This window comes from Streptomyces sp. NPDC056224, from assembly GCF_042267665.1.
Taxonomy (GTDB): domain Bacteria; phylum Actinomycetota; class Actinomycetes; order Streptomycetales; family Streptomycetaceae; genus Streptomyces.
The window spans coordinates 11,645-33,355 of sequence record NZ_JBHJTK010000064.1 but is presented as its reverse complement, the minus strand read 5'-3'; the positions used below and the strand labels follow the sequence as shown (position 1 = coordinate 33,355).

Genomic DNA, 21,711 nt, shown 5'->3' with positions numbered 1-21,711 from the left:
CCCCTTGGCGGGGGCGCACCGGCCGTCGTGGTTGCCGGGGGTGGAGCGCGATCAGCCGAAGACCGGGCCGGTGTACTTCTCGCCCGGTCCCTGGCCCGGCTCGTCCGGGACGATCGAGGCCTCGCGGAAGGCGAGCTGGAGCGACTTCAGGCCGTCGCGCAGCGGGGCGGCGTGGAAGGAGCTGATCTCGGTGGCGCTCGCGGTGACCAGGCCGGCCAGGGCGGTGATCAGCTTGCGGGCCTCGTCGAGGTCCTTGTGCTCGGAATCCGGCTTGTCCAGGCCCAGGTTGACCGCCGCGGCGCTCAGCAGGTGCACGGCCACCGTGGTGATCACCTCGACCGCGGGGACGTCCGCGATGTCGCGGGTCATGGCGTCGTAGTCGGGGGCGGCGTCGGCAGCGGGGTCGGCGGGAGGGGTCGCGTCAGTCATGCTCCACACGATAAGCCGGTCGGCGGGCCCCCCCGACCGGAGCACCGGGTGAGCGGCTCCGGCGCGGAATGCTATATTGGTTCACGACCGGCCGGAGACGTATGTCCCCGGCCCACAAGTGGAGGCTCCGATCTCCCACCCGGCCACCCTCACGGGAGGCGGGTCACCGGTCAGGTGGCATCCATCGTTCCGTACGGACGATGGAAAGTTGCCCGAGTCTGCGCCCCGCGGTTCGCACGCGGCGGTGCTCCGGTTGTTTTGGAGCCCCTGCCTGTGCCCGGCGGGGCTTTTTTCATTCTCCCCGCTGCGGTCGGTCTGACGGAAATACACGTCAGCGGCTGTCTGCCAGGCAGTCGTGTGGTGCTACCGAGGAGGATCCATCAGCACCGAGCCCCGCATCAACGACCGGATTCGCGTTCCCGAGGTACGGCTTGTCGGTCCCAGCGGCGAGCAGGTCGGCATCGTGCCGCTTGCCAAGGCGCTCGAGCTCGCGCAGGAGTACGACCTCGACCTGGTCGAGGTCGCGGCGTCCGCACGCCCGCCGGTCTGCAAGCTCATGGACTACGGCAAGTTCAAGTACGAGTCGGCCATGAAGGCCCGTGAGGCGCGCAAGAACCAGGCGCACACGGTCATCAAGGAAATGAAGCTCCGGCCGAAGATCGACCCGCACGACTATGACACCAAGAAGGGTCACGTCGTTCGGTTCCTCAAGCAGGGCGACAAGGTCAAGATCACGATCATGTTCCGTGGTCGCGAGCAGTCCCGGCCGGAACTCGGCTACCGACTGCTGCAGCGTCTCGCTTCGGACGTCGAGGACCTCGGGTTCATCGAGTCGAACCCGAAGCAGGACGGCCGAAACATGATCATGGTCCTCGGTCCGCACAAGAAGAAGACCGAGGCGATGGCCGAAGCCCGCGAGGCGCAGGCCGCCCGCAAGGCCGAGCGCCAGGGTGTCGCCGTCACCGACGACGAGGCTCCTTCCCAGGAGACCGCCGAGGTGGGGGAACCCGCCGAGGACGCCGTCACCGAGGTCGAGGTCACCGAGGCTGTCGCCGACGAGGCGCCCGCCCAGGAGCCGAACACCGAGGCCTGATTCCGGGGCAGCCCGCCTCGGATCACCGATACAACATGACGCTCCCACGAACCGGTCCGGTACCGGACCGGTGGGAGCGCCACCGACGAGGAGATAACGGCGCTATGCCGAAGAACAAGACGCACAGCGGTTCCAAGAAGCGCTTCAAGATCACCGGCTCCGGCAAGGTGCTCCGTGAGCGCGCCGGCAAGCGCCACCTGCTCGAGCACAAGTCGTCCCGTGTCACCCGCCGCCTGACCGGCACCGCGGAGATGGCCCCCGGCGACGCCGCGAAGATCAAGAAGCTTCTCGGCAAGTGACGTCCTCCGCTCCCCCCGTTGGGAGCGGTGACGTCAAGACCGGGACCCCATCGAATTCGGGCCGTGTGAAGACACCCACGGCCCCGCTACAAGGAGTTAAAAAGTGGCACGCGTCAAGCGGGCAGTAAACGCCCACAAGAAGCGCCGGGCAATCCTCGAGGCGGCCTCCGGCTACCGCGGTCAGCGTTCGCGCCTGTACCGCAAGGCCAAGGAGCAGGTCACCCACTCGCTGGTCTACAACTTCAACGACCGCAAGAAGCGCAAGGGCGACTTCCGTCAGCTGTGGATCCAGCGCATCAACGCCGCTGCCCGCCAGAACGGCATGACGTACAACCGCCTCATCCAGGGTCTGAAGGCCGCCAACGTCGAGGTGGACCGCAAGATCCTCGCGGAGCTGGCCGTCAACGACGCCAACGCGTTCGCCGCGCTGGTCGAGGTCGCGCAGAAGGCCCTCCCGGCCGACGTCAACGCCCCCAAGGCTGCTGCGTAAGGCTTTGCCGGCCGCGTGAAGCGGTCGGCACCCACGGACCCGCAGGCGATCGCCTGCGGGTCCGTGTGCGTTCGCCCCGCACCGTAGGGCACCCCCCCCCGCGACCCCGCGCCCCGCGCGAGAGAGAACCCTGAGACCATGCGCACCCCCGCCGAGCTGATCTCCCCCCGATCCCCGCGGGTGGCCGCCGCCAGGCGACTGGCGCGGCGCAACTTCCGCACCAAGGAGCGCCGGTTCATCGCCGAGGGCCCGCAGGCCGTCCGCGAGGCCGTCGAGCACCGCGGCCCGGAGGGTGCGTCGACCCTGATCGAGCTGTTCGCGACCGTCGAGGCCGCCGAGCGCTACTCCGAGATCGTCGACGCCGCCCTGCACGCGGGCGCCCGCGTGCACTACGCCTCCGACGAGGTGCTCGCCGAGGTCTCGCAGACCGTCACCCCGCAGGGTCTCGTCGGCGTCTGCCACTTCCTGGACTCGCCCTTCGCGGACGTCCTGGCGGCCCGGCCGAAGCTCGTCGCCGTCCTCGCGCACGTCCGCGACCCCGGCAACGCCGGAACGGTGCTGCGGTGCGCGGACGCCGCCGGCGCGGACGCGGTGGTACTGACCGACGCGTCGGTGGACCTCTACAACCCCAAGTCGGTACGGGCCTCCGTGGGCTCCCTCTTCCACCTCCCGGTGGCGGTCGGCGTCCCCGTCGAGAAGGCCGTCGAGGGCCTGCGGGCGGCGGGCGTGCGGATCCTCGCGGCCGACGGGGCGGGCGAGGACGACCTCGACGCGGAGCTGGACGCGGGCACCATGGGCACCCCGTCGGCCTGGGTCTTCGGCAACGAGGCGTGGGGACTGCCGGAGGAGACCCGGGCCCTGGCGGACGCCGTCGTACGGGTCCCGATCCACGGCAAGGCGGAGAGCCTGAACCTCGCCACGGCGGCCGCCGTGTGCCTCTACGCCTCCGCGCGTGCACAGCGGGCGCCCGGAGGGTGCCGCTCCGTGACCCCCAGCTAGTAATGTGGCGGCCCGGGGGGCCCACTGCGCTACTCGGAGATGTGGGGTACGGGGACATGACCGTCGGTACGAACAGCTCACCCGGCGCCGCGGGGACCGCGGACGCGGCCGAGGGGTGGTTCCCGCAGGCCGGGGCGCGCGGACCGGGTTCCGCGTCCGCGCCGCCCGTCGCCGGGCCGCCCCGTGCGGACGCGCGCGACGGACTGCCCGGCGTACCGCCACAGGCGGCGTCGGCCGGGCGGGGCCACGGCCCCGGGGCCCGTACCGGCGTTCTCCCGCAGGCCGAAGGCACCGGCGCCGCCCCGGCGTACGCGGGCGAGGGGTTCGGGATCGATCCCGACGAGCTGCCGGACGGGCTCGTCGTCGCCGACGCCACCGGCCGCGTCATCTGCTTCAACCGGGCCGCCGCCCGGATGACCGCCACCGACCCCCGCCAGGCCCTCGGTGCGCCCATCGGCCGGGCGCTGCCGCTGGAAGACCTCGAAGGCCGTCGCTGGTGGACGCTGACCGACCCGTACGGCGGCCTCGCCACCCGCCGCGGGCAGCCCGAGCGGAACCTCCTGCTCCCCGGCGGGCGCGAGGTGCTGGTCTCCGCCCGGTACGTCCGCACCCACCCCACCGGCCCGCTGCGCCGCCTCGTCGTCACCCTGCGCGGCACCGAGGCCCGCCGGCGCACCGAGCGCAGCCACGCCGAGCTGATCGCCACCGTCGCCCACGAGCTGCGCTCCCCGCTCACCTCCGTCAAGGGGTTCACCGCGACCCTGCTCGCCAAGTGGGAGCGGTTCACCGACGACCAGAAGCGGCTGATGCTGGAGACCGTCGACGCCGACGCCAACCGCGTCACCCGCCTCATCGCCGAGCTCCTCGACATCTCCCGCATCGACTCCGGCCGCCTGGAGGTGCGCCGCCAGCCGGTCGACATCGCCACCGCCGTCGGCCGCCACGTCCAGGCGCTCACCGCGAACGGCCAGGCGCCCGAGCGGTTCCTCGTACGGGTGAGCCGCCCGCTCCCCGACCTGTGGGCCGATCCGGACAAGATCGACCAGATCCTCGGCAACCTCCTCGAAAATGCGGTGCGCCACGGCGAGGGAACGGTCACCATCGACGTATCGCCGCACGAGAAGGGAACCGCCGTCACCGTGACCGACGAAGGCCCCGGGATCCCCGAGGAGTCGATGGGCCGCGTCTTCACCCGCTTCTGGCGGGGGAGCAAGCGCGGCGGCACCGGCCTGGGCCTCTACATCGTCAAGGGCATCGTGGAGGCGCACGGCGGCACCATCACGGTCGGCCGCGGCCCCGGCGGCGGCGCCGAGTTCCGATTTATCCTGCCCGTGAGCGCCCCGGCGTACCTCACGCAGTAGCACTGCGGAGCGTCTCGCCAGGTGGCCCACGGGCCTCCTTCACCCCCAGCGACCTTTAGACTCGTCCTTTGGCACCTTTGTGTCCTCGTGGCGAGCGTGTCGGTCGAGCGCGCCGCGCGGGGATCCACCAGCCAGCCATCGGAAGTACGGGAAGAGATGTCGGCACCGAACAAGTCGTACGACCCTGTCGAGGTCGAGGCACTGAAACCGGAAGAGATCGAGCGCATGCGGGACGAGGCGCTCGCCGCCTTCGCGTCCGCAGGCGACCTCGACGCGCTGCGTGAGGCGAAGACCGCGCACATGGGCGACCGCTCGCCCCTGGCGCTCGCCAACCGCGAGATCGGCGCGCTGCCCCCCCAGGCCAAGGCCGAGGCGGGCAAGCGCGTGGGCCAGGCCCGCGGCGCCGTGAACAAGGCCTTCGGGGCCCGCACGGTCGAGCTCGAAGCCGAGCGCGACGAGCGGGTGCTGGTCGAGGAGGCCGTGGACGTCACGCTGCCCTACGACCGCGTTCCCGCCGGAGCCCGCCACCCCCTGACCACGCTGATGGACCGCATCGCGGACATCTTCGTGGCCATGGGGTACGAGGTCGCCGAGGGGCCCGAGGTCGAGGCGGAGTGGTTCAACTTCGACGCCCTCAACTTCACGCCCGACCACCCGGCGCGCCAGATGCAGGACACCTTCTTCGTCCAGGGGCCGGAAGGCACCGAGGGCGACGAGTCCGGCGTCGTGCTGCGCACCCACACCTCCCCGGTGCAGGCGCGCTCGCTGCTGGAGCGCAAGCCCCCCGTGTACATCGTCTGCCCGGGCCGGGTGTACCGCACCGACGAGCTCGACGCGACGCACACCCCGGTCTTCCACCAGGTCGAGCTGCTCGCCGTGGACGAGGGCCTGACCATGGCCGACCTCAAGGGCACCATGGACCACATGGTCCAGGAGCTCTTCGGCGAGGGCACGACCACCCGCCTGCGCCCGCACTTCTTCCCCTTCACCGAGCCGTCCGCCGAGATGGACATGCAGTGCTACGTGTGCCGCGGCGAGTCGGTGGGCAACCCCGACCGCCCGTGCCGTACCTGCTCCAGCGAGGGCTGGATCGAGCTCGGCGGCTGCGGCATGGTCAACCCCAAGGTGCTGACCGCCTGCGGTGTGGACCCGGAGAAGTACAGCGGGTTCGCCTTCGGGTTCGGCATCGAGCGGATGCTGATGTTCCGTCACAACGTAGAAGACATGCGAGACATGGTCGAGGGTGACGTTCGCTTCACCCGGCCGTTCGGGAGTGAGATCTGATGCGCGTCCCGCTTTCCTGGCTGCGGGAGTACGTCGACCTCCCCGCGGGTGAGACCGGCCGTGACGTGGCCGCCAAGCTGGTCGACGCCGGCCTCGAGGTCGAGACCGTCGAGCAGCTCGGCGGCGGCCTCAAGGGCCCCCTCGTCGTCGGCCAGGTGCTGACCATCGAGGAGCTCGAGGGCTTCCGCAAGCCGATCCGCTTCTGCACGGTCGACGTCGGCCGGGCCAACGGCACCGGCGAGCCGCAGGAGATCGTCTGCGGCGCCCGGAACTTCTCCGTCGGCGACAAGGTCGTCGTGGTCCTGCCCGGCGCGGTGCTGCCCGGTGACTTCGCGATCGCCTCGCGCAAGACGTACGGCCGTACCTCGCACGGCATGATCTGCTCCGGCGACGAGCTGGGCATGGGCGACGACGGCACGCACGGCATCATCGTGCTGCCGCACGAGCACGAGGTCGGCACCGACGCGATCGAGCTGCTCCAGCTCGTCGACGAGGTCCTCGACATCGACATCACCCCGGACCGCGGCTACTGCATGTCCATGCGCGGTGTCGCCCGCGAGGCGGCGACCGCCTACGGCCTGCCGCTGCGCGACCCGGCGCTGCTCGACGTCCCGGCGCCGAACTCGTACGGCTACCCGGTCCAGGTCGACGACCCGGCCGGCTGCGACCGCTTCACCGCCCGTACGGTGACCGGCCTCGACCCCGACGCGCGCTCCCCGATCTGGCTCACCCGCCGCCTCCAGAAGGCCGGCATGCGCCCGATCTCGCTCGCCGTTGACATCACCAACTACGTGATGCTCGAGCTCGGCCAGCCGCTGCACGCCTACGACCGCTCGCGGATCGAGGGCGCCATCGGCGTCCGCCGCGCCGAGCAGGGCGAGAAGTTCACCACCCTCGACGGGGTCAAGCGCACGCTCGACGCCGAGGACCTGGTGATCACCGACCAGAGCGGGCCGATCGGCCTCGCCGGCGTCATGGGCGGCGCCCACACCGAGATCGCCGACTCCGTCACCGACCCGGAGACGGGCGCCGTCACCGGGACCACGGACGTCGTCATCGAGGCCGCGCACTTCGACGCCGTGTCGATCTCGCGCACCGCCCGCCGGCTGAAGCTCTCCTCGGAGGCCTCCAAGCGCTTCGAGCGGGGCGTCGACCCGCTCGCCGCCGCCGCGGCCGCGCAGCGGACCGTCGACCTGCTCGTGCTCCTCGCGGGCGGCACCGCCGAGGCCGGCGTCACCGAGTTCCTCGCCCCGGGCGCCCCGCGCACCATCGCGATGGGCGCGGACCACCCGGACCGGGTCGCGGGCATGGACTACGGCCGTGAGACCGTCGTACGCCGCCTCCAGGAGATCGGCTGCGACGTCTACGGCCAGGACGAGCTCGTCATCACCGTTCCCTCGTGGCGGCCCGACCTCGCCGAGCCCAACGACCTCGCCGAAGAGGTCATCCGGCTGGAGGGCTACGGGAACCTCCCGTCGACCCTTCCGCAGGTGCCCTCCGGCCGCGGTCTGACCGCACGGCAGCAGCTGCACCGCCAGGTCGGCCGCGCGCTGGCCGGCGCGGGCTACGTCGAGGCGCTCAGCTACCCGTTCATCGGTGAGGGCGTCTTCGACCAGCTCCAGCTGCCGGCCCACGACGCCTCCCGCCAGGTCGTCAAGCTGGTCAACCCGATCTCCGACAAGGAGCCGGCGCTGCGCACCACGCTGCTGCCGGGTCTGCTGGGGGCGCTGCGCCGCAACGACAGCCGGGGCAGCCACGACCTGGCGCTCTTCGAGACCGGTTCGGTCTTCCGGGCCGCAGCGCAGCCGGGTGTCGCCGTACGGCTGCCCGTCGACCGGCGTCCCACGGACGAGGAGATCGCCACCCTGAACGCGGCCCTGCCCGCGCAGCCGCGGTACGCCGCGGTCGTGCTGGCCGGCGCCCGCGAGCAGGCCGGCTGGTGGGGCAAGGGCCGCCCGGCCGACTGGGCGGACGCGGTGCAGGCCGCGCGCTCGCTGGCCGACCTGGCCGGCGCCGAGCTCGTCGTCCGCCAGGGCCAGTACGGCCCCTGGCACCCGGGCCGCTGCGCCGAGCTGGTCGTCACCCTGGACGGGGTGGAGACGGTCATCGGCCACGCCGGTGAGCTGCACCCGCGCGTCGTCAAGGCGATGGGCCTGCCGGCCCGCACCAGCGCGATGGAGCTCGACTTGGACCGCCTCGCGGCGGCCGGTGGCGATGCCCTCCAGGCGCCCCGGATCTCCTCCTTCCCGGTGGCGACCCAGGACGTCGCGCTGATCGTGGACGCGTCGGTTCCGGCGGCTTCCGTCGAGGCCGCGCTGCGCAAGGGCGCGGGTGAACTGCTCGAATCGCTGCGGCTGTTCGACGTGTTCACCGGTGAGCAGGTCGGTGAGGGCAAGAAGTCCCTGGCTTACGCGCTGCGATTCCGCGCTGCGGAGCGCACGCTGACGGCGGAGGAGTCCACGGCGGCCCGTGACGCGGCCGTGGCCCTGGCGGGCGAGCGGACCGGGGCGGTGCTCCGGGGCGCGTAGCGCCCGCTGCGAGGCCCGTCGAGGGGCGCATCCGGACCACCGGATGCGCCCCTCATCCGTTCGGGTGACCGGGCTGAGCGCCGATGGGTCCGGTGCCGGTTCCGCCGGGGCCCGGCGACCAACCGGGCGCCGGCGGAACCGGGACGCCGCCCGCCTGCCGTGGAGTGTCGGGCAGACAGCAGGACGGGCGGCGCGGTGACGGGTCGTCGCACTGTACGAGGGGGAGCCGACGACCCGAGCTGCCTCTTGGCGAGGCCCTTAAGTGAATCGCCGAACGGCCCGTCTACGGCAGGGTGCGTATCGCATTTATGCGCGTACACGGTTCACACCCCGTGTGAACCGCGCACCCACTAGCCTGAGAACGACGAGCCCTTGGAGCGGCCCATGCAGCCCAATGTCCTGCTCGACGCCCTTCTCGCCGAGGCGGGAATGTCCCACGCCGGACTCGCCGCGTACGTGAACCAGGCGGGCCGCACCCGCGGACTGGCCCTGCGCTACGAACACACCGCCGTCGGCCGGTGGCTGAAGGGCCAGCGGCCCCGCGGCCAGGTACCCGACCTGATCTGCGAGGTGCTCGGCGGCCGGCTGCGGCGGCCCGTCGGACTGGACGACATCGGGCTCGGCGTCCCCGGCCAGGCCGCCTCCGCGCAGGCCTCCCCGCTCAGCGGCTTCGTCGACCGGGCGGCGGCCCTGTGGCGTTCCGACGGGCAGGCCCGGCCCCAGCTGCTCACCGCCGGGGCGGTCACCGGAACCCCCGCCGTCATACCCGTCTGGGAGTGGGAGAACCCGCCCGAGGACGCCGACGTCTCCCGCGAGGGCCCGGACCGGATAGGGCCCGAGCACATCGAGATCCTGCGGGCCGCCCGTGCGCACTACGAGCTGATGTACCGCCGGGCGGGCGGGGTGGCCACCCGGGACCGCATCGTCCGCTTCCTCGGCAGCGAGACCGCTCCCATGCTGCGCGGCAGCTACCCCGACGCCCTCGGCAGGCGGCTGCACCGGGCCACCGGGTCCCTCGTGGCGGTGGCGGGGATCTGCGCGTACGACTCGGACGCGCACGGGCTCGCCCAACGCTACTTCCACCAGGCCCTGCGCCTGGCCAAGGCGAGCGGGGACCGCGGCCTCGGGGCGTACGTCATCGCGCTGATCGTCAACCAGTCCCTGCACCTGCGCGAGTACCGCCAGGCCGTGGCCTTCGCCGAGGCCGCGCTGCGCGCCGCCGGCCGGCACACCACCCCGGCGCTGGCCGCCGACCTGTATGCCATGCAGGCCAAGGCCTACGCCCAACTCGGCGACACCCGAGCCGCGTTGGCCTGCATCCGGCACGCGGAGGCGGCGGCCGAGCGGATCAGACCGGGCACCGAACCGGACGAGACCGGCTACGTACAGCCGGGGCTCGTCAACGTCCAGGTCGCCGAGGCGCTGCTCGGGCTGGGGGACCTCGCCGCCGCGCACGAGCAGGCGACCGCGGCCGTCGGCACCCCGGCGCACGACCGTGGCCGGGTGCACCGGCTGGCGATGCTGTGCGAGATCCAGCTGCGCCAGGGGGAGACGGACCGGGCGGTGGCGGCCGCGGCCGAAATGGCCGAGCGGGCCAAGGGGATGGAGTCGCTGCGGCTGCGCGACCGGTTGCGGGCGGTCCGCGAACAGCTTCTGACCAGCGGTTGTTCGGGCGCGGAGGAGACTGCACAGCTCATTGACGGGGCGCTGCGCGTTCCCCTGTGACGGCGCGAACTGCTGCCATGTTGCCACCAATCCGAACGGAAGGTGACACAGCCGTGCAGTGGACGAACCTGAGTGAGCAGACTGTGTACAAGAACCGCTGGTTCGACGTGAATCTCGCCGACGTGGAACTCCCCGACGGCCGGCACCTGGACCACTTCGTGATCCGGCTGCGCCCGGTCGCCGTCGCCACGGCCGTCAACGAGGCCAATGAGGTGCTGCTGTTGTGGCGGCACCGCTTCATCACGGACAGCTGGGGGTGGGAGCTGCCCGCCGGAGTGGTCGAGGACGGGGAGTCCGCCCCGGCCGCGGCCGCGCGGGAGATGGAGGAGGAATCGGGCTGGCGACCCGGCCCGCTCCACCACCTGATGACCGTCGAGCCGTCCAACGGGCTGACCGACGCCCGCCACCACCTCTACTGGGCGGACGGGGCCACGTACATCGGCCAGCCCGAGGACGGCTTCGAGTCCTCACGCCGCGAATGGGTCCCGCTCGCACGCGTACCCGACATGATCGCGCGCGGGGAGATCCCGGCCGCCAACATGGCGGCCGGGCTGCTGCTCCTGCATCACCTCAGGCCGGGCCGGCCGTAGGGCTCAGCCGTACGGGTAGAAGCCCGCGCCCGACTTGCGGCCCAGGCGGCCCGCGTCGACCATCCGCTGGAGCAGCGGGGGAGCGGCGTACAGGGGCTCCTTGTACTCGGCGTACATGGAGTCGGCGATCGAGGCGATGGTGTCCAGACCGATCAGGTCGGACAGCTTGAGCGGGCCCATCGGGTGGGCGCAGCCCAGCTCCATGCCGTTGTCGATGTCCTCGCGGCTCGCGATGCCGGACTCGAACATCCGGATCGCGGACAGCAGGTACGGGACGAGGAGCGCGTTGACGACGAAGCCGGAACGGTCCTGGGCGCGGACGGCGTGCTTGCCCAGCACGTCCCGCACCAGGGCCTCGGCCCGCTTGACGGTCTCCTCGCCCGTGGTGAGCGCCGGGATCAGCTCGACGAGCTTCTGCACCGGGGCCGGGTTGAAGAAGTGGATGCCGATGACCTGGTCGGGCCGCGAGGTCGCGACGGCCAGCTTCACCAGCGGGATCGAGGAGGTGTTGGAGGCCAGGATCGCGTCCGGGCGGGTGATCACCTGGTCGAGAACCTGGAAGATCTCCGTCTTGACCTGCTCGTTCTCGACGACGGCCTCGATGACGAGGTCGCGGTCGGCGAACTCGCCGAGGTCGGTGGTGAAGGTGAGGCGGGCCAGGGTGGCGTCCCGCTCCTCCTCGCTGATCTTGCCGCGTTCGGCGGCCTTCGTCAGCGAGCTGTGCAGCCGGGTGCGCCCGATCTCCAGGGCCTCGCCGGTGGTCTCGGCGACCTTCACCTCAAGACCGCTGCGGGCGCACACCTCCGCGATGCCCGCGCCCATCTGGCCGCAGCCCACTACGCCGACCCGTGTGATGTCGGTCGGGAGGGTAGAGAGGTCCGTCACTTCGTGCCTTTCGCTGCTCATCCATCGCGGGTCCCCCGGGCCTGGCAGTGGTAACTGCGTTCCGGCGCCCGCCACGCCCCCCGACGTTACCCCCGACCTTGCCCCGGGTGGCGGGCCGGGGCGGGCATGCTGGGCGGACACGAAGCGATGTCACGGAACGGAACGGAGTCGTCACATGGCGTACATCGGACGGCGGGGGCTGCTGGCGGGGGCCGCGGGGGCGCTGGCTTCGGCGGCATCGGGCCGGACGGAGCTCGCGCGGGCGGCGGCGCCCGGGCGGGACCGCGCGGCGCCGGCCGCGGAGTTCCGGGGGATGTGGATCGCCTCCGTGGCGAACGTGGACTGGCCCTCAAGGAGCGGGCTCACGGCCCGGGAGCAGCGGGCGGAGCTCCTCGGCCTCCTCGACACGGCCGTCAGGCGCCGGCTGAACGCGGTGATCCTCCAGGTCCGGCCGGCGGCCGACGCACTGTGGCCCTCGCGGCTGGAGCCGTGGTCGCAGTGGCTGACGGGCGAACAGGGGGTGGATCCGGGCTGGGACCCGCTGGGTACGGCCGTCACCGAGGCGCACCGCCGCGGGCTGGAACTGCACGCCTGGTTCAACCCGTATCGGGTGGCCAACCACACCGACCTCGACCTGCTGGCGTCCGAGCACCCGGCCAGGCTCAACCCGGACTGGACCGTGGAGTACGGCGGGAAGCTCTTCTACAACCCCGGGCTGCCCGAGGTGCGGCACTTCGTCCAGGAGGCCGTGCTCGACGCCGTCACCCGCTATCCGGTGGACGGGGTGCACTGGGACGACTACTTCTACCCGTACCCGGTCGCGGGGGAGGACTTCGACGACGACGATGCCTACGAGGAATACGGTGCGGCCTTCCGCTCCCGCGCCGACTGGCGCCGCCACAACACCGACACCCTGGTCAGCGAGATGTCCGCGCGGCTGCGCGGGCTGAGGCCCGCGGTCCGGTTCGGCGTCAGCCCCTTCGCGGTCTGGCGCAACTCCGACCGCGACCCGCTCGGTTCGGCCACGCGGGCGGGCCTCGGCACGTACGACGACCTGTACGCGGACACCCGCAAGTGGGTCACCGAGGGCTGGATCGACTACGTCGTACCGCAGGCCTACTGGCACATCGGGCACCCGACCGCCGACTACGCCGACATCGTCCCCTGGTGGGCGCGGACGGTCGCGGGCACGCAGGTGCAGCTCTACGTGGGGGAGGGGCTGTACCGCTGCGACGCGGACAGCCCCACCGCGGCCTGGCGCGACCCGGCGGAGCTGTCGAAGCACGTCCGGTTCGCCCGCGGGTATCCACAAGTCCGCGGCCACGTCTACTTCTCGGCGAAGCAGGTGGCCGCGGACCGCAACGGAGCGATGGCCCGGGTGGTGGCCGACCACTACGGCTCGGCGGTGCCCCCGCGCTGATCCATGGCCCGCTCAGCGCCTGCTCGGTGCCGCCCGGTGCCCGTTCGGTGCTCGTTCAGTGCTCGCTCTCTGCGGGGTGGCGGACCGTGCAGTCGGGTCCGGGAGCCATCAGGGCCTCGTGGCCGTCCTGGAAGCGGACCCGGTACGGCGGAGTTCCGTTTTCGCCCAGGACCTGGGTGATCTCGCCCACCTTGTCGTGCTGTCCGACGATCCTGCCGTGCTGCACCAGCTGGTCGCCCTCGGTCGCGCGCATAACTGACCTCCTCGGTGGCGGTCCGATCCGGTGCTAGCAGTTTAGATCGCTCCGGACCTATTTGACCCGTTGGGTCACGGCGATGCAGACGAGGACCGCGCAGGCGGCCACGGGAGCGGCGGGCGACAGCCGCTCGCCGAGGAGCGCCACCGACCAGACCAGGGTCAGCAGCGGCTGGGCGAGCTGGAGCTGGCTGGCCCGCGGCGCGCCGATCTCTGCCATGCCCCGGTACCAGACGTAAAGGCCGAGGAAGGTGGAACCCGCCGCCGCCCACACCAGGCCGGCCACGCCGTGGCCGGTCAGGTGCACCGGCTCGTACGCGAGCCCCAGCGCGGAGCCGGCGAGGCTCAGGGGCAGGCACAGCACCAGCGCCCAGCCGATCACCTGCCAGCCGGGCAGCGTCCGGGCGAGGCGGCCGCCCTCGGTGTAGCCGGCGGCGCACACCAGCAGCGCGGCGAACAGGTAGGCGTCGCCGGCCGAGAGCGAACCGCCGCTCTGCGCCACCGTGAACCCGATGACCACGGCCGCCCCGGCCAGGGCGGCCGCCCAGAACCGGCGCGAGGGCCGGGCCCCGGTGCGCAGCGCGGACAGGGCGGCCGTGGTCAGCGGCAGCAGCCCGACCACCACGGCCGCGTGCGAGGTCGTGGAGGTGGTCAGTGCGAGCGTGGTGAGCAGGGGGAAGCCGACGACCACCCCGGCCGCGACGACGGCCAGCCCCGCCCAGTGCTCGCGCGCGGGCGGCGGGACCCGGCACGCCAGCAGGAAGGCGCCGGCGATGACGGCCGCGAGGGCACTGCGCAGGGCGACCAGCGACCAGGGTCCGAAGCTCTCCAGGCCCCAGGCGGTGGAGGGGAAGGTCAGGGAGAAGGCGATCACCCCGAGCAGGGCGAGGGCGGTGCCGCGGCGTCCGGACGTGCGGGCGCCCGACGCGTGTTCCCCGGACGTGCGGCCCCGGGGACCCTCGACCGCTATCGTCACCGGAGCGGTAGCGCTATTCTGTGCTGTCATGTATGAGCGTAGCAGTGTGGCAGAACTGGCCGATTGCCTCCGGTCCGAGCTCAACCGCTACTCCGTAGGTGGAAAGCTCCCGTCGAGCCGGGCCCTGGTCGAGCGCTACCGGGTCAGCCCCGTCACCGTCTCCCGCGCCCTCGCGCAGCTCGCCGCCGAGGGTCTGGTCGTCACCAGGCCCGGCGCCGGGGTCTTCCGCGCCCGCCCGCGTACGTCGGCGCCCGCGCCCGGGGACACCTCCTGGCAGGAGGTCGCCCTCAGCGTGGAAGGGGCCGGGGAGGTCGTCCCGCGTTCCGTGGACGCCACCGGGGTGCTGACCACGCTGGCCGCGCCGCCGCCCGGGGTGATCGAACTCAACAGCGGCTACCTGCACCCCTCGCTCCAGCCCGAGCGGGCCATGGCGGCCGCGCTGGCCCGGGCCGGGCGGCGGCCCGGAGCCTGGGGGCGGCCGCCCGTCGAGGGGCTGCCCGAGCTGCGCGACTGGTTCGCCCGGGAGATCGGCGGATCGGTCGTCGCCGCCGACGTCCTGGTCACCGCGGGCGGGCAGAGCGCGCTGTCCACCGCCCTGCGGGCGCTCGCCCCGCCCGGGGCGCCGATCCTGGTGGAGTCCCCGACCTACCCCGGGCTGCTGGCCATCGCTCGCGCTTCCGGCTGTCGGCCCGTGCCGGTCCCGGTGGACACCGACGGGGTCCGGCCGGAGCTGCTCGCCGCCGCGTTCGAAGCGACCGGGGCACGGGTCTTCGTGTGCCAGCCGCTGTTCCAGAACCCGACCGGGACGGTACTGGCCCCCGGGCGGCGGGCCGAGGTGCTGCGGATCGCCCGGGCCGCCGGGGCCTTCGTCGTCGAGGACGACTACGCGCGCGCCCTGGCCCACGAGGACGCCGGGCCGCTGCCCGCGACACTGGCCGCCGAGGACGCCGACGGGGTGGTGGTGCACGTCCGGTCCCTGACCAAGGCCACCTCGCCCAGCCTGCGGGTGGGCGCCCTCGCGGCCCGCGGACCGGTGGTCGACCGGCTGCGCGCCATCCAGGTCGTGGACAGCTTCTTCGTGCCCCGGCCGCTCCAGGAGGCCGCCCTGGAGCTGGTCGGCGCACCGGCCTGGCCGCGCCACCTGCGGACCGTGGCCGCGGAGCTGCGCCACCGGCGGGACGTGCTCGCGGGAGCCCTGCGACGGGAGCTGCCCGGGCTCGAACTGCCGCACCTGCCCTCGGGCGGCTACCAGTTGTGGGTGCGGCCGGCCGGCGGCGAGGACGACGCGGGCTACACGGCGGCGGCCCTGCGCGCCGGGGTCGCGGTCGCGCCCGGCCGCCCGTACTTCTGCGCCGAACCGCCGGGTCCGTTCGTACGGCTGAGCTTCGCGGGGGTTTCGGGCCCCGGGGAACTGGTGGAAGCGGTCCGGAGGCTGAAGGCGGGCCCGGCGGAGGGGCTCGCGGGCGGGCCGGCGCACGGCCTCGGCCCAGACGCTTGACCCCGTGCGCCGCGCGGCCCACCATCACCGCATGCATGTTCGGGTTTCGCTCGTCGCGGCAGCCCGCAGTTCCTCGCTGCTCGCCGAGCGCTTCGACGACGACCGGCCGCTGGACGGGCCCGGCCGCCGGTCGGTGGAGCACGCCGCTCACGGGCTCGTGCCGCTGGGCGCGGCCGAGCTGCGCTACTGCTCGCCGACCCCGCGCAGCCGGGCCACCGGCGAGGCCCTCGGGTACGCGCCCCTCGCCCAGCCCGCGCTCCGCGAGTGCGACATGGGCCGCTGGCGGGGGCTGACCCTCGCCGAGGTGACCGCCCGCGAACCAGGGGCGGTCGACCTCTGGCTCACCGACCCGCGGGCCGCCCCGCACGGCGGGGAGCCGCTGCTCGCCTTCATCTCCCGCATCGGCGGCTGGCTGGACACCAGGCCGGCCGACGACGGGGGCCGGATCGTGGCGGTGGCGGAGCCCTCGGTGGTCCGTGCGGCCCTGGTCTACGCGCTGAAGGCGCCACCGCTGACCTACTGGAACGTGGACGTCAGGCCGCTGTCCACGGTGACCCTGACGGGCTGGTCGGGGCGCTGGCACCTCTCCCTCCAGGCGCCGGTGTAAATCGGTTGAACCCCCCACGGCTCCCTCCTAGCCTGCGGCGATGACCGAAATGAAGATCACCACGCTTGCGGAGCGGCCCGAACTGGCGGCCCGGCTCTGGGACATGCAGGACTCGTGGCCCGAGTTCGCCCAGCACGACTCGCTGGCCTGGCTGCTGTATCCGCGGATGGTGGCCGAGTTCCCGGAATACGTGCTGATCGCCACGGACGGCGACGCGGTGGTGGCCCGCGGCTTCAGCCTGCCCTTCGCGCAGCACGCGCCGGAGCGTGACGGGGTGCTGCCCGCGCAGGGCTGGGACCGGATCCTGATGTGGGCCTTCTCCGACCGCCGGCGCGGGGTCGAGCCCGACACCGTGAGCGCCATCGAGATCAGCGTCGCCAGCGGCCGGCAGGGCGAGGGCCTGTCCGGCCTGATGCTGGCCGCGATGCGGGAGAACGCCCGTGCCCGGGGCTTCGCCGAGGTGGTGGCTCCCGTCCGGCCCAGCGGGAAGCCGGCCGAGCCGGACACCTCGATCCACGAGTACGCGTACCGGACCCGTGAGGACGGCCTCCCGCACGACCCCTGGCTGCGCGTCCACGTCCGGGCGGGCGGGGTCATCGACTCGGTGGCCCCGCTCTCGATGACGATCACCGGCTCGCTCGCCCAGTGGCGGGACTGGACGGGGCTACCCTTCGACGCGCCCGGCCCGGTCCACGTCCCGGGCGCCCTGGCACCCGTCCGCTGCGAACCGGAACAGGGCTACGCGGTCTATGTGGAGCCGAACGTCTGGGTCCGTCACCGGCTCGGCTGACGAGCGGGGTCGGCCGGCCCGCCTCCGCGCGACGGCGGCCCGTCGGCCGCCGTACCGCCCGTGGGCCTGGAAGGGCGCGGAGATCTTTGCATAAAAGTGCGCCGGTACGTATAGTCATGCCATCGATGAGGAGGTCCGATGGTGGTACGTGCAGCGGTGGCCGGAGCGAGTGGATATGCGGGCGGTGAACTGCTGCGCCTGCTGCTCTCGCACCCCGAGGTGGAGATCGGTGCGCTGACCGGCAACTCCAACGCCGGACAGCTCCTCGGCTCCCTGCAGCCGCACCTCGTGCCGCTCGCGGGACGGACCCTGGAGGCGACCAGCGCCGAGGTCCTCGCGGGCCGGGGCCGTCGGCACGATGTCGTCTTCCTCGCGCTCCCGCACGGCCAGTCCGCCGCCGTCGCCGCCCAGCTCGGCGAGGACGTCCTCGTCATCGACGTGGGCGCCGACCACCGGCTCAAGAACGCGGCCGACTGGGACAGGTTCTACGGCGCCCCGCACGCCGGGACCTGGCCGTACGGGCTGCCCGAGCTGCCCGGCGCGCGCGCCGCGCTGCAGGGCGCCAAGCGGATCGCCGTCCCCGGCTGCTTCCCCACCGCCGTCACCCTCGCGCTGTTCCCCGCCTACCAGGCGCGACTCGCCGAGCCGGAGGCCGTGATCGTCGCGGCCACCGGCACCTCGGGGGCCGGCAAGGCACTCAAGACGCACCTGCTCGGCGCCGAGGTCATGGGCAGCGTCACCCCGTACGGCGTGGGCGGCGGCCACCGGCACACCCCCGAGATGGTGCAGAACCTGTCCCCGCTCGCGGGCACCGAGGTCAGCGTGTCGTTCACACCGACCCTCGTCCCCATGGCCCGCGGCATCCTCGCCACCTGCTCCGCCAAGGCCCTCCCCGGCACCACCGCCGAGTCGCTGCGCGCCGCCTACGAGAAGGCGTACGCCGACGAGCCCTTCGTGCATCTGCTGCCCGAGGGCCAGTGGCCCTCCACCAAGTCCGTCCACGGATCCAACGCCGTTCACCTCCAGGTCGCCTACGACGAGTCCGCGCAGCGCATCATCGCGATCAGCGCCATCGACAACCTGGCCAAGGGCACCGCCGGCGGCGCCGTACAGAGCATGAACATCGCCCTCGGGCTCCACGAGAGCCTGGGTCTTTCCACGATCGGAGTGGCACCGTGAGCGTCACGGCAGCACAGGGATTCACCGCGGCCGGCATCGCCGCCGGGATCAAGGCCAACGGCAACCCGGACCTCGCCCTCGTGGTCAACAACGGGCCGCGGCTGTCCGCGGCGGGCGTCTTCACCTCCAACCGCGTCAAGGCTGCTCCCGTGCACTGGTCCGAGCAGGTCCTGCGCGGCGGCGCGGTCGGCGCGGTCGTCCTCAACTCCGGCGGTGCCAACGCCTGCACCGGCCCCAAGGGCTTCCAGGACACCCACGCCACCGCCGAGAAGGCGGCCGAGGTCCTGACCGGGCAGGGTCCGGGCGCGGACTTCAACGCCGGCGAGATCGCGGTCGCGTCCACCGGCCTGATCGGCGTCCTGCTCCCCATGGACAAGCTGCTCCCGGGCATCGAGACCGCCGCGGCCGCCCTGTCGGCGGACGGCGGCGAGGCCGCGGCCATCGCCATCAAGACCACCGACACCGTGCACAAGACGGCCGCCGTCTCCCAGGGAGGCTGGACCGTCGGCGGCATGGCCAAGGGTGCGGGCATGCTCGCCCCGGGCCTGGCCACCATGCTCGTCGTCCTCACCACCGACGCCGACGTGGACAGTCCCACCCTCGACCGGGCGCTGCGCTCCGCCACCCGCACCACCTTCGACCGGGTCGACTCCGACGGCTGCATGTCCACCAACGACACGGTGCTGCTGCTCGCCTCCGGGGCCTCCGGCCGGGTACCCGCCTACGAGGCGTTCGCCGAAGCCGTACGCACCGTCTGCGACGACCTCGCCCGCCAGCTGATCGGCGACGCCGAGGGGGCCAGCAAGGACATCCGCATCGAGGTGATCGGCGCGGCCAGCGAGGACGACGCGGTCGAGGTCGGCCGCTCCATCGCCCGCAACAACCTGCTCAAGTGCGCCATCCACGGCGAAGACCCGAACTGGGGCCGGGTGCTCTCCGCCATCGGCACCACCGGGGCCGCCTTCGACCCGGACCGGCTGAACGTCGCGATCAACGGCGTCTGGGTCTGCAGGAACGGCTCGGTCGGCGAGGACCGCGACCTGGTGAGCATGAAGGACCGGGAGGTCCGCATCACCGCCGACCTGTCCACCGGCGGCGAATCCGCCGTCATCTGGGCCAACGACCTGACCGCCGAGTACGTCCACGAGAACAGCGCGTACAGCTCATGAGCACCGCCAGGAAGCACACCGCTCTGCCCAAGGCGGAGATCCTCATCGAAGCACTGCCGTGGCTCACCCGCCACAACGGCAAGGTGGTCGTCATCAAGTTCGGCGGCAACGCCATGATCGACGACGACCTCAAGGCCGCCTTCGCCCAGGACGTGGTCTTCCTGCGCCAGGCCGGCCTCAAGCCCGTCGTGGTGCACGGCGGCGGCCCCCAGATCAACGCCCAGCTCGACAAGCAGGGCCTGATCAGCGAGTTCAAGGCGGGCCTGCGCGTCACGACCCCGGAAGCCATGGACGTCGTACGGATGGTCCTGGCGGGCCAGGTCCAGCGCGAGCTGGTCGGCCTGCTCAACCAGCACGGGCCGCTCGCCGTCGGCCTGACCGGCGAGGACGCCCACACCATCACCGCCACCAAGCACAGCCCGGAGATCGACGGCGAGCTCGTCGACATCGGGCGGGTCGGCGAGATCACCGCCATCGACACCGGCGCGATCGAGGCGCTGCTGGCGGACGGCCGGATCCCGGTCATCTCCTCCATCGCGCGCAGCGCAGACGACCACCACGTGTACAACGTGAACGCGGACACGGCGGCCGCGGCGCTGGCCGCCGCGCTCGGCGCCGAGACGCTGATGGTCCTCACCGACGTCGAGGGCCTCTACGCGGACTGGCCCAACAGTGACGAGGTCATCAGCCGGCTCACCGTCAGCGAGCTGGAGAAGCTGCTGCCCGAGCTGTCCAGCGGCATGGTGCCCAAGATGCAGGGCTGTCTGCACGCCGTCCGGGGCGGCGTCAGTACCGCACGGGTGATCGACGGACGGGTCCAGCACTCCATCCTGCTGGAAATCTTCACGGACGAGGGAATCGGCACGATGGTCGTGCCCGACGAGCCGCAAGGGGGAACGCAGTGACCGGCGATCAGGTGACCGCCCATCAGGAGACCGGCAACCAGCGGTACGGCGCCCGTTGGCAGGGCGCGCTGACCAACAACTACGGCACCCCGGCCCTCGCCCTCGTGCGCGGTGAGGGCGCCCAGGTCTGGGACGCGGACGGCAAGCAGTACACCGACTTCGTCGGCGGCATCGCGGTCAACGCCCTCGGTCACGCCCACCCGGCGATCGTCGCGGCCGTGACCGGCCAGATCTCGACGCTGGGCCACGTCTCCAACCTCTACGCCTCCGAACCGGTCATCGCGCTCGGCGAGCGGCTGCTCCAGCTCTTCGGCCGCCCCGGCAAGGTCTTCTTCTGCAACTCCGGCGCGGAGGCGGTCGAAGCCGCCTTCAAGATCGGCAGGCTGACCGGTCGTACCCACATGGTCGCCACCACGGGCGGATTCCACGGCCGGACCATGGGCGCCCTCGCGCTCACCGGCCAGCCGAAGAAGCAGGACCCCTTCCTGCCGCTGCCCGGTGACGTCACGCACGTCCCCTACGGCGACGCCGAGGCCCTGCGCGCCGCCGTCACCGAGCAGACCGCGCTCGTCGTCATCGAGCCCGTCCAGGGCGAGAACGGTGTCGTCGTCCCGCCCGCGGGGTACCTGACGGCCGCCCGCGAGATCACCCGCGCCACCGGCACCCTCCTCGTCCTCGACGAGGTGCAGACCGGCATCGGCCGGTGCGGCCAGTGGTTCGAGCACCAGGCCCACGAGGGCGTCGAGCCCGACCTCGTCACCCTCGCCAAGGGGCTCGGCGGCGGTCTGCCCATCGGTGCCGTCGTCGCCTTCGGCCCGGCCGCGGACCTGCTCCAGCCCGGCCAGCACGGCACCACCTTCGGCGGCAACCCGGTGGCCTGCGCCGCCGGCCTCGCCGTCATCGACACCATCGCGACCGAAGGCCTGCTCGACCGGGTCAAGGCGCGCGGCGAGCGGCTGCGCTCCGGAATCGAGTCTTCCGCCCATCCGCTGGTCTCCCACGTCCGCGGTGCGGGCCTTCTGCTGGGTATCGTGCTGACCGAGCCCCTCGCACCCCAGGTGCAACAGGCGGCTCAGGACGCCGGCTACCTGGTCAACGCGCCCGCCCCCGACGTCGTACGGCTCATGCCCCCGTACGTACTGTCCGAGGCCGAGGCGGACGCGTTCCTCCGGGACCTGCCCGGCATCCTCGACGCAGCCAACGGGGACGGATCCGGAGAATGAGACGAC

The 21,711-nt window shown here is 72.6% G+C and carries 21 protein-coding genes; 17 read left to right on the top strand and 4 right to left on the bottom strand.

Translation table 11 applies throughout. The features are described 5' to 3' along the window. Positions 1-51 precede the first annotated feature (51 nt). A complete protein-coding gene (locus ACFCZ1_RS36130) occupies positions 52-429 on the bottom strand; it encodes a DUF1844 domain-containing protein (protein ID WP_376682533.1) in 378 nt (125 codons plus the stop codon). A gap of 355 nt (positions 430-784) precedes the next feature. Between ACFCZ1_RS36130 and infC the strand changes: the two genes are divergently transcribed. The 9 genes from infC to ACFCZ1_RS36085 all read left to right on the top strand — a co-directional run bounded on the left by infC (position 785) and on the right by ACFCZ1_RS36085 (position 10,798). After that, positions 785-1,522, top strand: a complete 738-nt coding sequence (infC, locus tag ACFCZ1_RS36125; RefSeq protein WP_376682532.1) for a translation initiation factor IF-3 — start codon at positions 785-787, stop codon at positions 1,520-1,522. Between the two features lie 104 nt (positions 1,523-1,626). Beyond that, complete coding sequence (gene rpmI, locus ACFCZ1_RS36120; RefSeq protein ID WP_030387121.1) at positions 1,627-1,821, top strand: 50S ribosomal protein L35; 195 nt, start codon at positions 1,627-1,629, stop codon at positions 1,819-1,821. Positions 1,822-1,924: 103 nt separating this feature from the next. Then, the gene (rplT, locus tag ACFCZ1_RS36115; RefSeq protein ID WP_073920387.1) at positions 1,925-2,311 is read left to right on the top strand and encodes a 50S ribosomal protein L20; all 387 of its coding nucleotides are present in this window, start codon (positions 1,925-1,927) and stop codon (positions 2,309-2,311) included. 138 nt (positions 2,312-2,449) lie between these two features. Beyond that, on the top strand, positions 2,450-3,310 hold the full coding sequence (locus tag ACFCZ1_RS36110) for a TrmH family RNA methyltransferase (RefSeq protein ID WP_376682531.1): 861 nt from the start codon (positions 2,450-2,452) through the stop codon (positions 3,308-3,310). Between the two features lie 56 nt (positions 3,311-3,366). Further along, positions 3,367-4,671, top strand: a complete 1,305-nt coding sequence (locus tag ACFCZ1_RS36105; RefSeq protein WP_376682530.1) for an ATP-binding protein — start codon at positions 3,367-3,369, stop codon at positions 4,669-4,671. 156 nt (positions 4,672-4,827) lie between these two features. Further along, entirely contained in the window at positions 4,828-5,955 is a 1,128-nt protein-coding gene (gene pheS, locus ACFCZ1_RS36100; protein ID WP_376682529.1) for a phenylalanine--tRNA ligase subunit alpha, read from the top strand. After that, positions 5,955-8,483 carry a phenylalanine--tRNA ligase subunit beta gene (pheT, locus tag ACFCZ1_RS36095; protein ID WP_376682528.1) on the top strand — a complete coding sequence of 843 codons (2,529 nt, stop codon included), beginning with the start codon at positions 5,955-5,957 and terminating at the stop codon, positions 8,481-8,483. Before pheS ends, pheT begins: the two co-directional genes overlap by 1 nt. A 384-nt stretch (positions 8,484-8,867) precedes the next feature. Next, positions 8,868-10,208: a transcriptional regulator gene (locus tag ACFCZ1_RS36090; RefSeq protein ID WP_376682527.1), complete on the top strand. Its 1,341-nt coding sequence runs from the start codon at positions 8,868-8,870 to the stop codon at positions 10,206-10,208. A 53-nt stretch (positions 10,209-10,261) separates the two neighbouring features. Next, the gene (locus tag ACFCZ1_RS36085; protein ID WP_376682526.1) at positions 10,262-10,798 is read left to right on the top strand and encodes an NUDIX hydrolase; all 537 of its coding nucleotides are present in this window, start codon (positions 10,262-10,264) and stop codon (positions 10,796-10,798) included. A 3-nt stretch (positions 10,799-10,801) separates the two neighbouring features. Here the strand turns inward: ACFCZ1_RS36085 and ACFCZ1_RS36080 are convergent, their stop codons facing one another. Next, positions 10,802-11,704: a 3-hydroxybutyryl-CoA dehydrogenase gene (locus tag ACFCZ1_RS36080; RefSeq protein ID WP_328924807.1), complete on the bottom strand. Its 903-nt coding sequence runs from the start codon at positions 11,702-11,704 to the stop codon at positions 10,802-10,804. A gap of 154 nt (positions 11,705-11,858) precedes the next feature. Here ACFCZ1_RS36080 and ACFCZ1_RS36075 point away from each other — a divergent pair, with 154 nt between their 5' ends. Continuing rightward, on the top strand, positions 11,859-13,103 hold the full coding sequence (locus ACFCZ1_RS36075; protein WP_376682525.1) for a glycoside hydrolase family 10 protein: 1,245 nt from the start codon (positions 11,859-11,861) through the stop codon (positions 13,101-13,103). A gap of 55 nt (positions 13,104-13,158) precedes the next feature. On the opposite strand, the gene ACFCZ1_RS36070 is transcribed toward ACFCZ1_RS36075, so the two are convergent. Both ACFCZ1_RS36070 and ACFCZ1_RS36065 read right to left on the bottom strand, forming a co-directional pair. Further along, on the bottom strand, positions 13,159-13,356 hold the full coding sequence (locus ACFCZ1_RS36070) for a DUF1918 domain-containing protein (RefSeq protein ID WP_328924805.1): 198 nt from the start codon (positions 13,354-13,356) through the stop codon (positions 13,159-13,161). A 57-nt stretch (positions 13,357-13,413) separates the two neighbouring features. Then, entirely contained in the window at positions 13,414-14,364 is a 951-nt protein-coding gene (locus tag ACFCZ1_RS36065) for a DMT family transporter (protein ID WP_376682524.1), read from the bottom strand. Here ACFCZ1_RS36065 and ACFCZ1_RS36060 point away from each other — a divergent pair. From ACFCZ1_RS36060 to ACFCZ1_RS36030, 7 genes are all read left to right on the top strand, one after another. Beyond that, positions 14,363-15,832, top strand: coding sequence for a PLP-dependent aminotransferase family protein (locus ACFCZ1_RS36060; RefSeq protein ID WP_376682523.1), 1,470 nt, complete (start codon positions 14,363-14,365; stop codon positions 15,830-15,832). The two genes, ACFCZ1_RS36065 and ACFCZ1_RS36060, sit on opposite strands and share 2 nt — an antisense overlap. Before the next feature lie 31 nt (positions 15,833-15,863). After that, positions 15,864-16,439 (top strand): histidine phosphatase family protein, encoded by a 576-nt coding sequence (locus tag ACFCZ1_RS36055; protein WP_376682522.1) that lies wholly within the window; start codon positions 15,864-15,866, stop codon positions 16,437-16,439. Between the two features lie 40 nt (positions 16,440-16,479). Next, positions 16,480-17,229, top strand: a complete 750-nt coding sequence (locus ACFCZ1_RS36050; RefSeq protein ID WP_376682521.1) for an N-acetyltransferase — start codon at positions 16,480-16,482, stop codon at positions 17,227-17,229. A 138-nt stretch (positions 17,230-17,367) separates the two neighbouring features. After that, the gene (gene argC, locus ACFCZ1_RS36045) at positions 17,368-18,408 is read left to right on the top strand and encodes an N-acetyl-gamma-glutamyl-phosphate reductase (protein WP_376682520.1); all 1,041 of its coding nucleotides are present in this window, start codon (positions 17,368-17,370) and stop codon (positions 18,406-18,408) included. Continuing rightward, positions 18,405-19,577 (top strand): bifunctional glutamate N-acetyltransferase/amino-acid acetyltransferase ArgJ, encoded by a 1,173-nt coding sequence (gene argJ, locus ACFCZ1_RS36040; protein ID WP_376682519.1) that lies wholly within the window; start codon positions 18,405-18,407, stop codon positions 19,575-19,577. The genes argC and argJ overlap by 4 nt, the downstream gene beginning before the upstream one ends. Then, positions 19,574-20,482 (top strand): acetylglutamate kinase, encoded by a 909-nt coding sequence (gene argB / locus ACFCZ1_RS36035; RefSeq protein ID WP_376682518.1) that lies wholly within the window; start codon positions 19,574-19,576, stop codon positions 20,480-20,482. Before argJ ends, argB begins: the two co-directional genes overlap by 4 nt. Then, complete coding sequence (locus tag ACFCZ1_RS36030) at positions 20,479-21,705, top strand: acetylornithine transaminase (RefSeq protein WP_376682517.1); 1,227 nt, start codon at positions 20,479-20,481, stop codon at positions 21,703-21,705. Before argB ends, ACFCZ1_RS36030 begins: the two co-directional genes overlap by 4 nt. Positions 21,706-21,711 lie beyond the last annotated feature (6 nt).

Excerpts from the sequence above, each read along its gene's own strand:
- ACFCZ1_RS36090 (WP_376682527.1), top strand. The coding sequence starts at position 8,868 with ATGCAGCCCAATGTCCTGCTCGACGCCCTTCTCGCCGAGGCGGGAATG.
- ACFCZ1_RS36130 (WP_376682533.1), bottom strand. The coding sequence starts at position 429 with ATGACTGACGCGACCCCTCCCGCCGACCCCGCTGCCGACGCCGCCCCC.
- ACFCZ1_RS36110 (WP_376682531.1), top strand. The coding sequence starts at position 2,450 with ATGCGCACCCCCGCCGAGCTGATCTCCCCCCGATCCCCGCGGGTGGCC.
- pheS (WP_376682529.1), top strand. The coding sequence starts at position 4,828 with ATGTCGGCACCGAACAAGTCGTACGACCCTGTCGAGGTCGAGGCACTG.
- ACFCZ1_RS36065 (WP_376682524.1), bottom strand. The coding sequence starts at position 14,364 with ATGACAGCACAGAATAGCGCTACCGCTCCGGTGACGATAGCGGTCGAG.
- ACFCZ1_RS36060 (WP_376682523.1), top strand. The coding sequence starts at position 14,363 with ATGTATGAGCGTAGCAGTGTGGCAGAACTGGCCGATTGCCTCCGGTCC.
- ACFCZ1_RS36105 (WP_376682530.1), top strand. The coding sequence starts at position 3,367 with ATGACCGTCGGTACGAACAGCTCACCCGGCGCCGCGGGGACCGCGGAC.
- argC (WP_376682520.1), top strand. The coding sequence starts at position 17,368 with ATGGTGGTACGTGCAGCGGTGGCCGGAGCGAGTGGATATGCGGGCGGT.
- argB (WP_376682518.1), top strand. The coding sequence starts at position 19,574 with ATGAGCACCGCCAGGAAGCACACCGCTCTGCCCAAGGCGGAGATCCTC.
- rpmI (WP_030387121.1), top strand. The coding sequence starts at position 1,627 with ATGCCGAAGAACAAGACGCACAGCGGTTCCAAGAAGCGCTTCAAGATC.
- ACFCZ1_RS36055 (WP_376682522.1), top strand. The coding sequence starts at position 15,864 with ATGCATGTTCGGGTTTCGCTCGTCGCGGCAGCCCGCAGTTCCTCGCTG.
- ACFCZ1_RS36070 (WP_328924805.1), bottom strand. The coding sequence starts at position 13,356 with ATGCGCGCGACCGAGGGCGACCAGCTGGTGCAGCACGGCAGGATCGTC.
- ACFCZ1_RS36050 (WP_376682521.1), top strand. The coding sequence starts at position 16,480 with ATGACCGAAATGAAGATCACCACGCTTGCGGAGCGGCCCGAACTGGCG.
- ACFCZ1_RS36075 (WP_376682525.1), top strand. The coding sequence starts at position 11,859 with ATGGCGTACATCGGACGGCGGGGGCTGCTGGCGGGGGCCGCGGGGGCG.
- ACFCZ1_RS36080 (WP_328924807.1), bottom strand. The coding sequence starts at position 11,704 with ATGAGCAGCGAAAGGCACGAAGTGACGGACCTCTCTACCCTCCCGACC.
- pheT (WP_376682528.1), top strand. The coding sequence starts at position 5,955 with ATGCGCGTCCCGCTTTCCTGGCTGCGGGAGTACGTCGACCTCCCCGCG.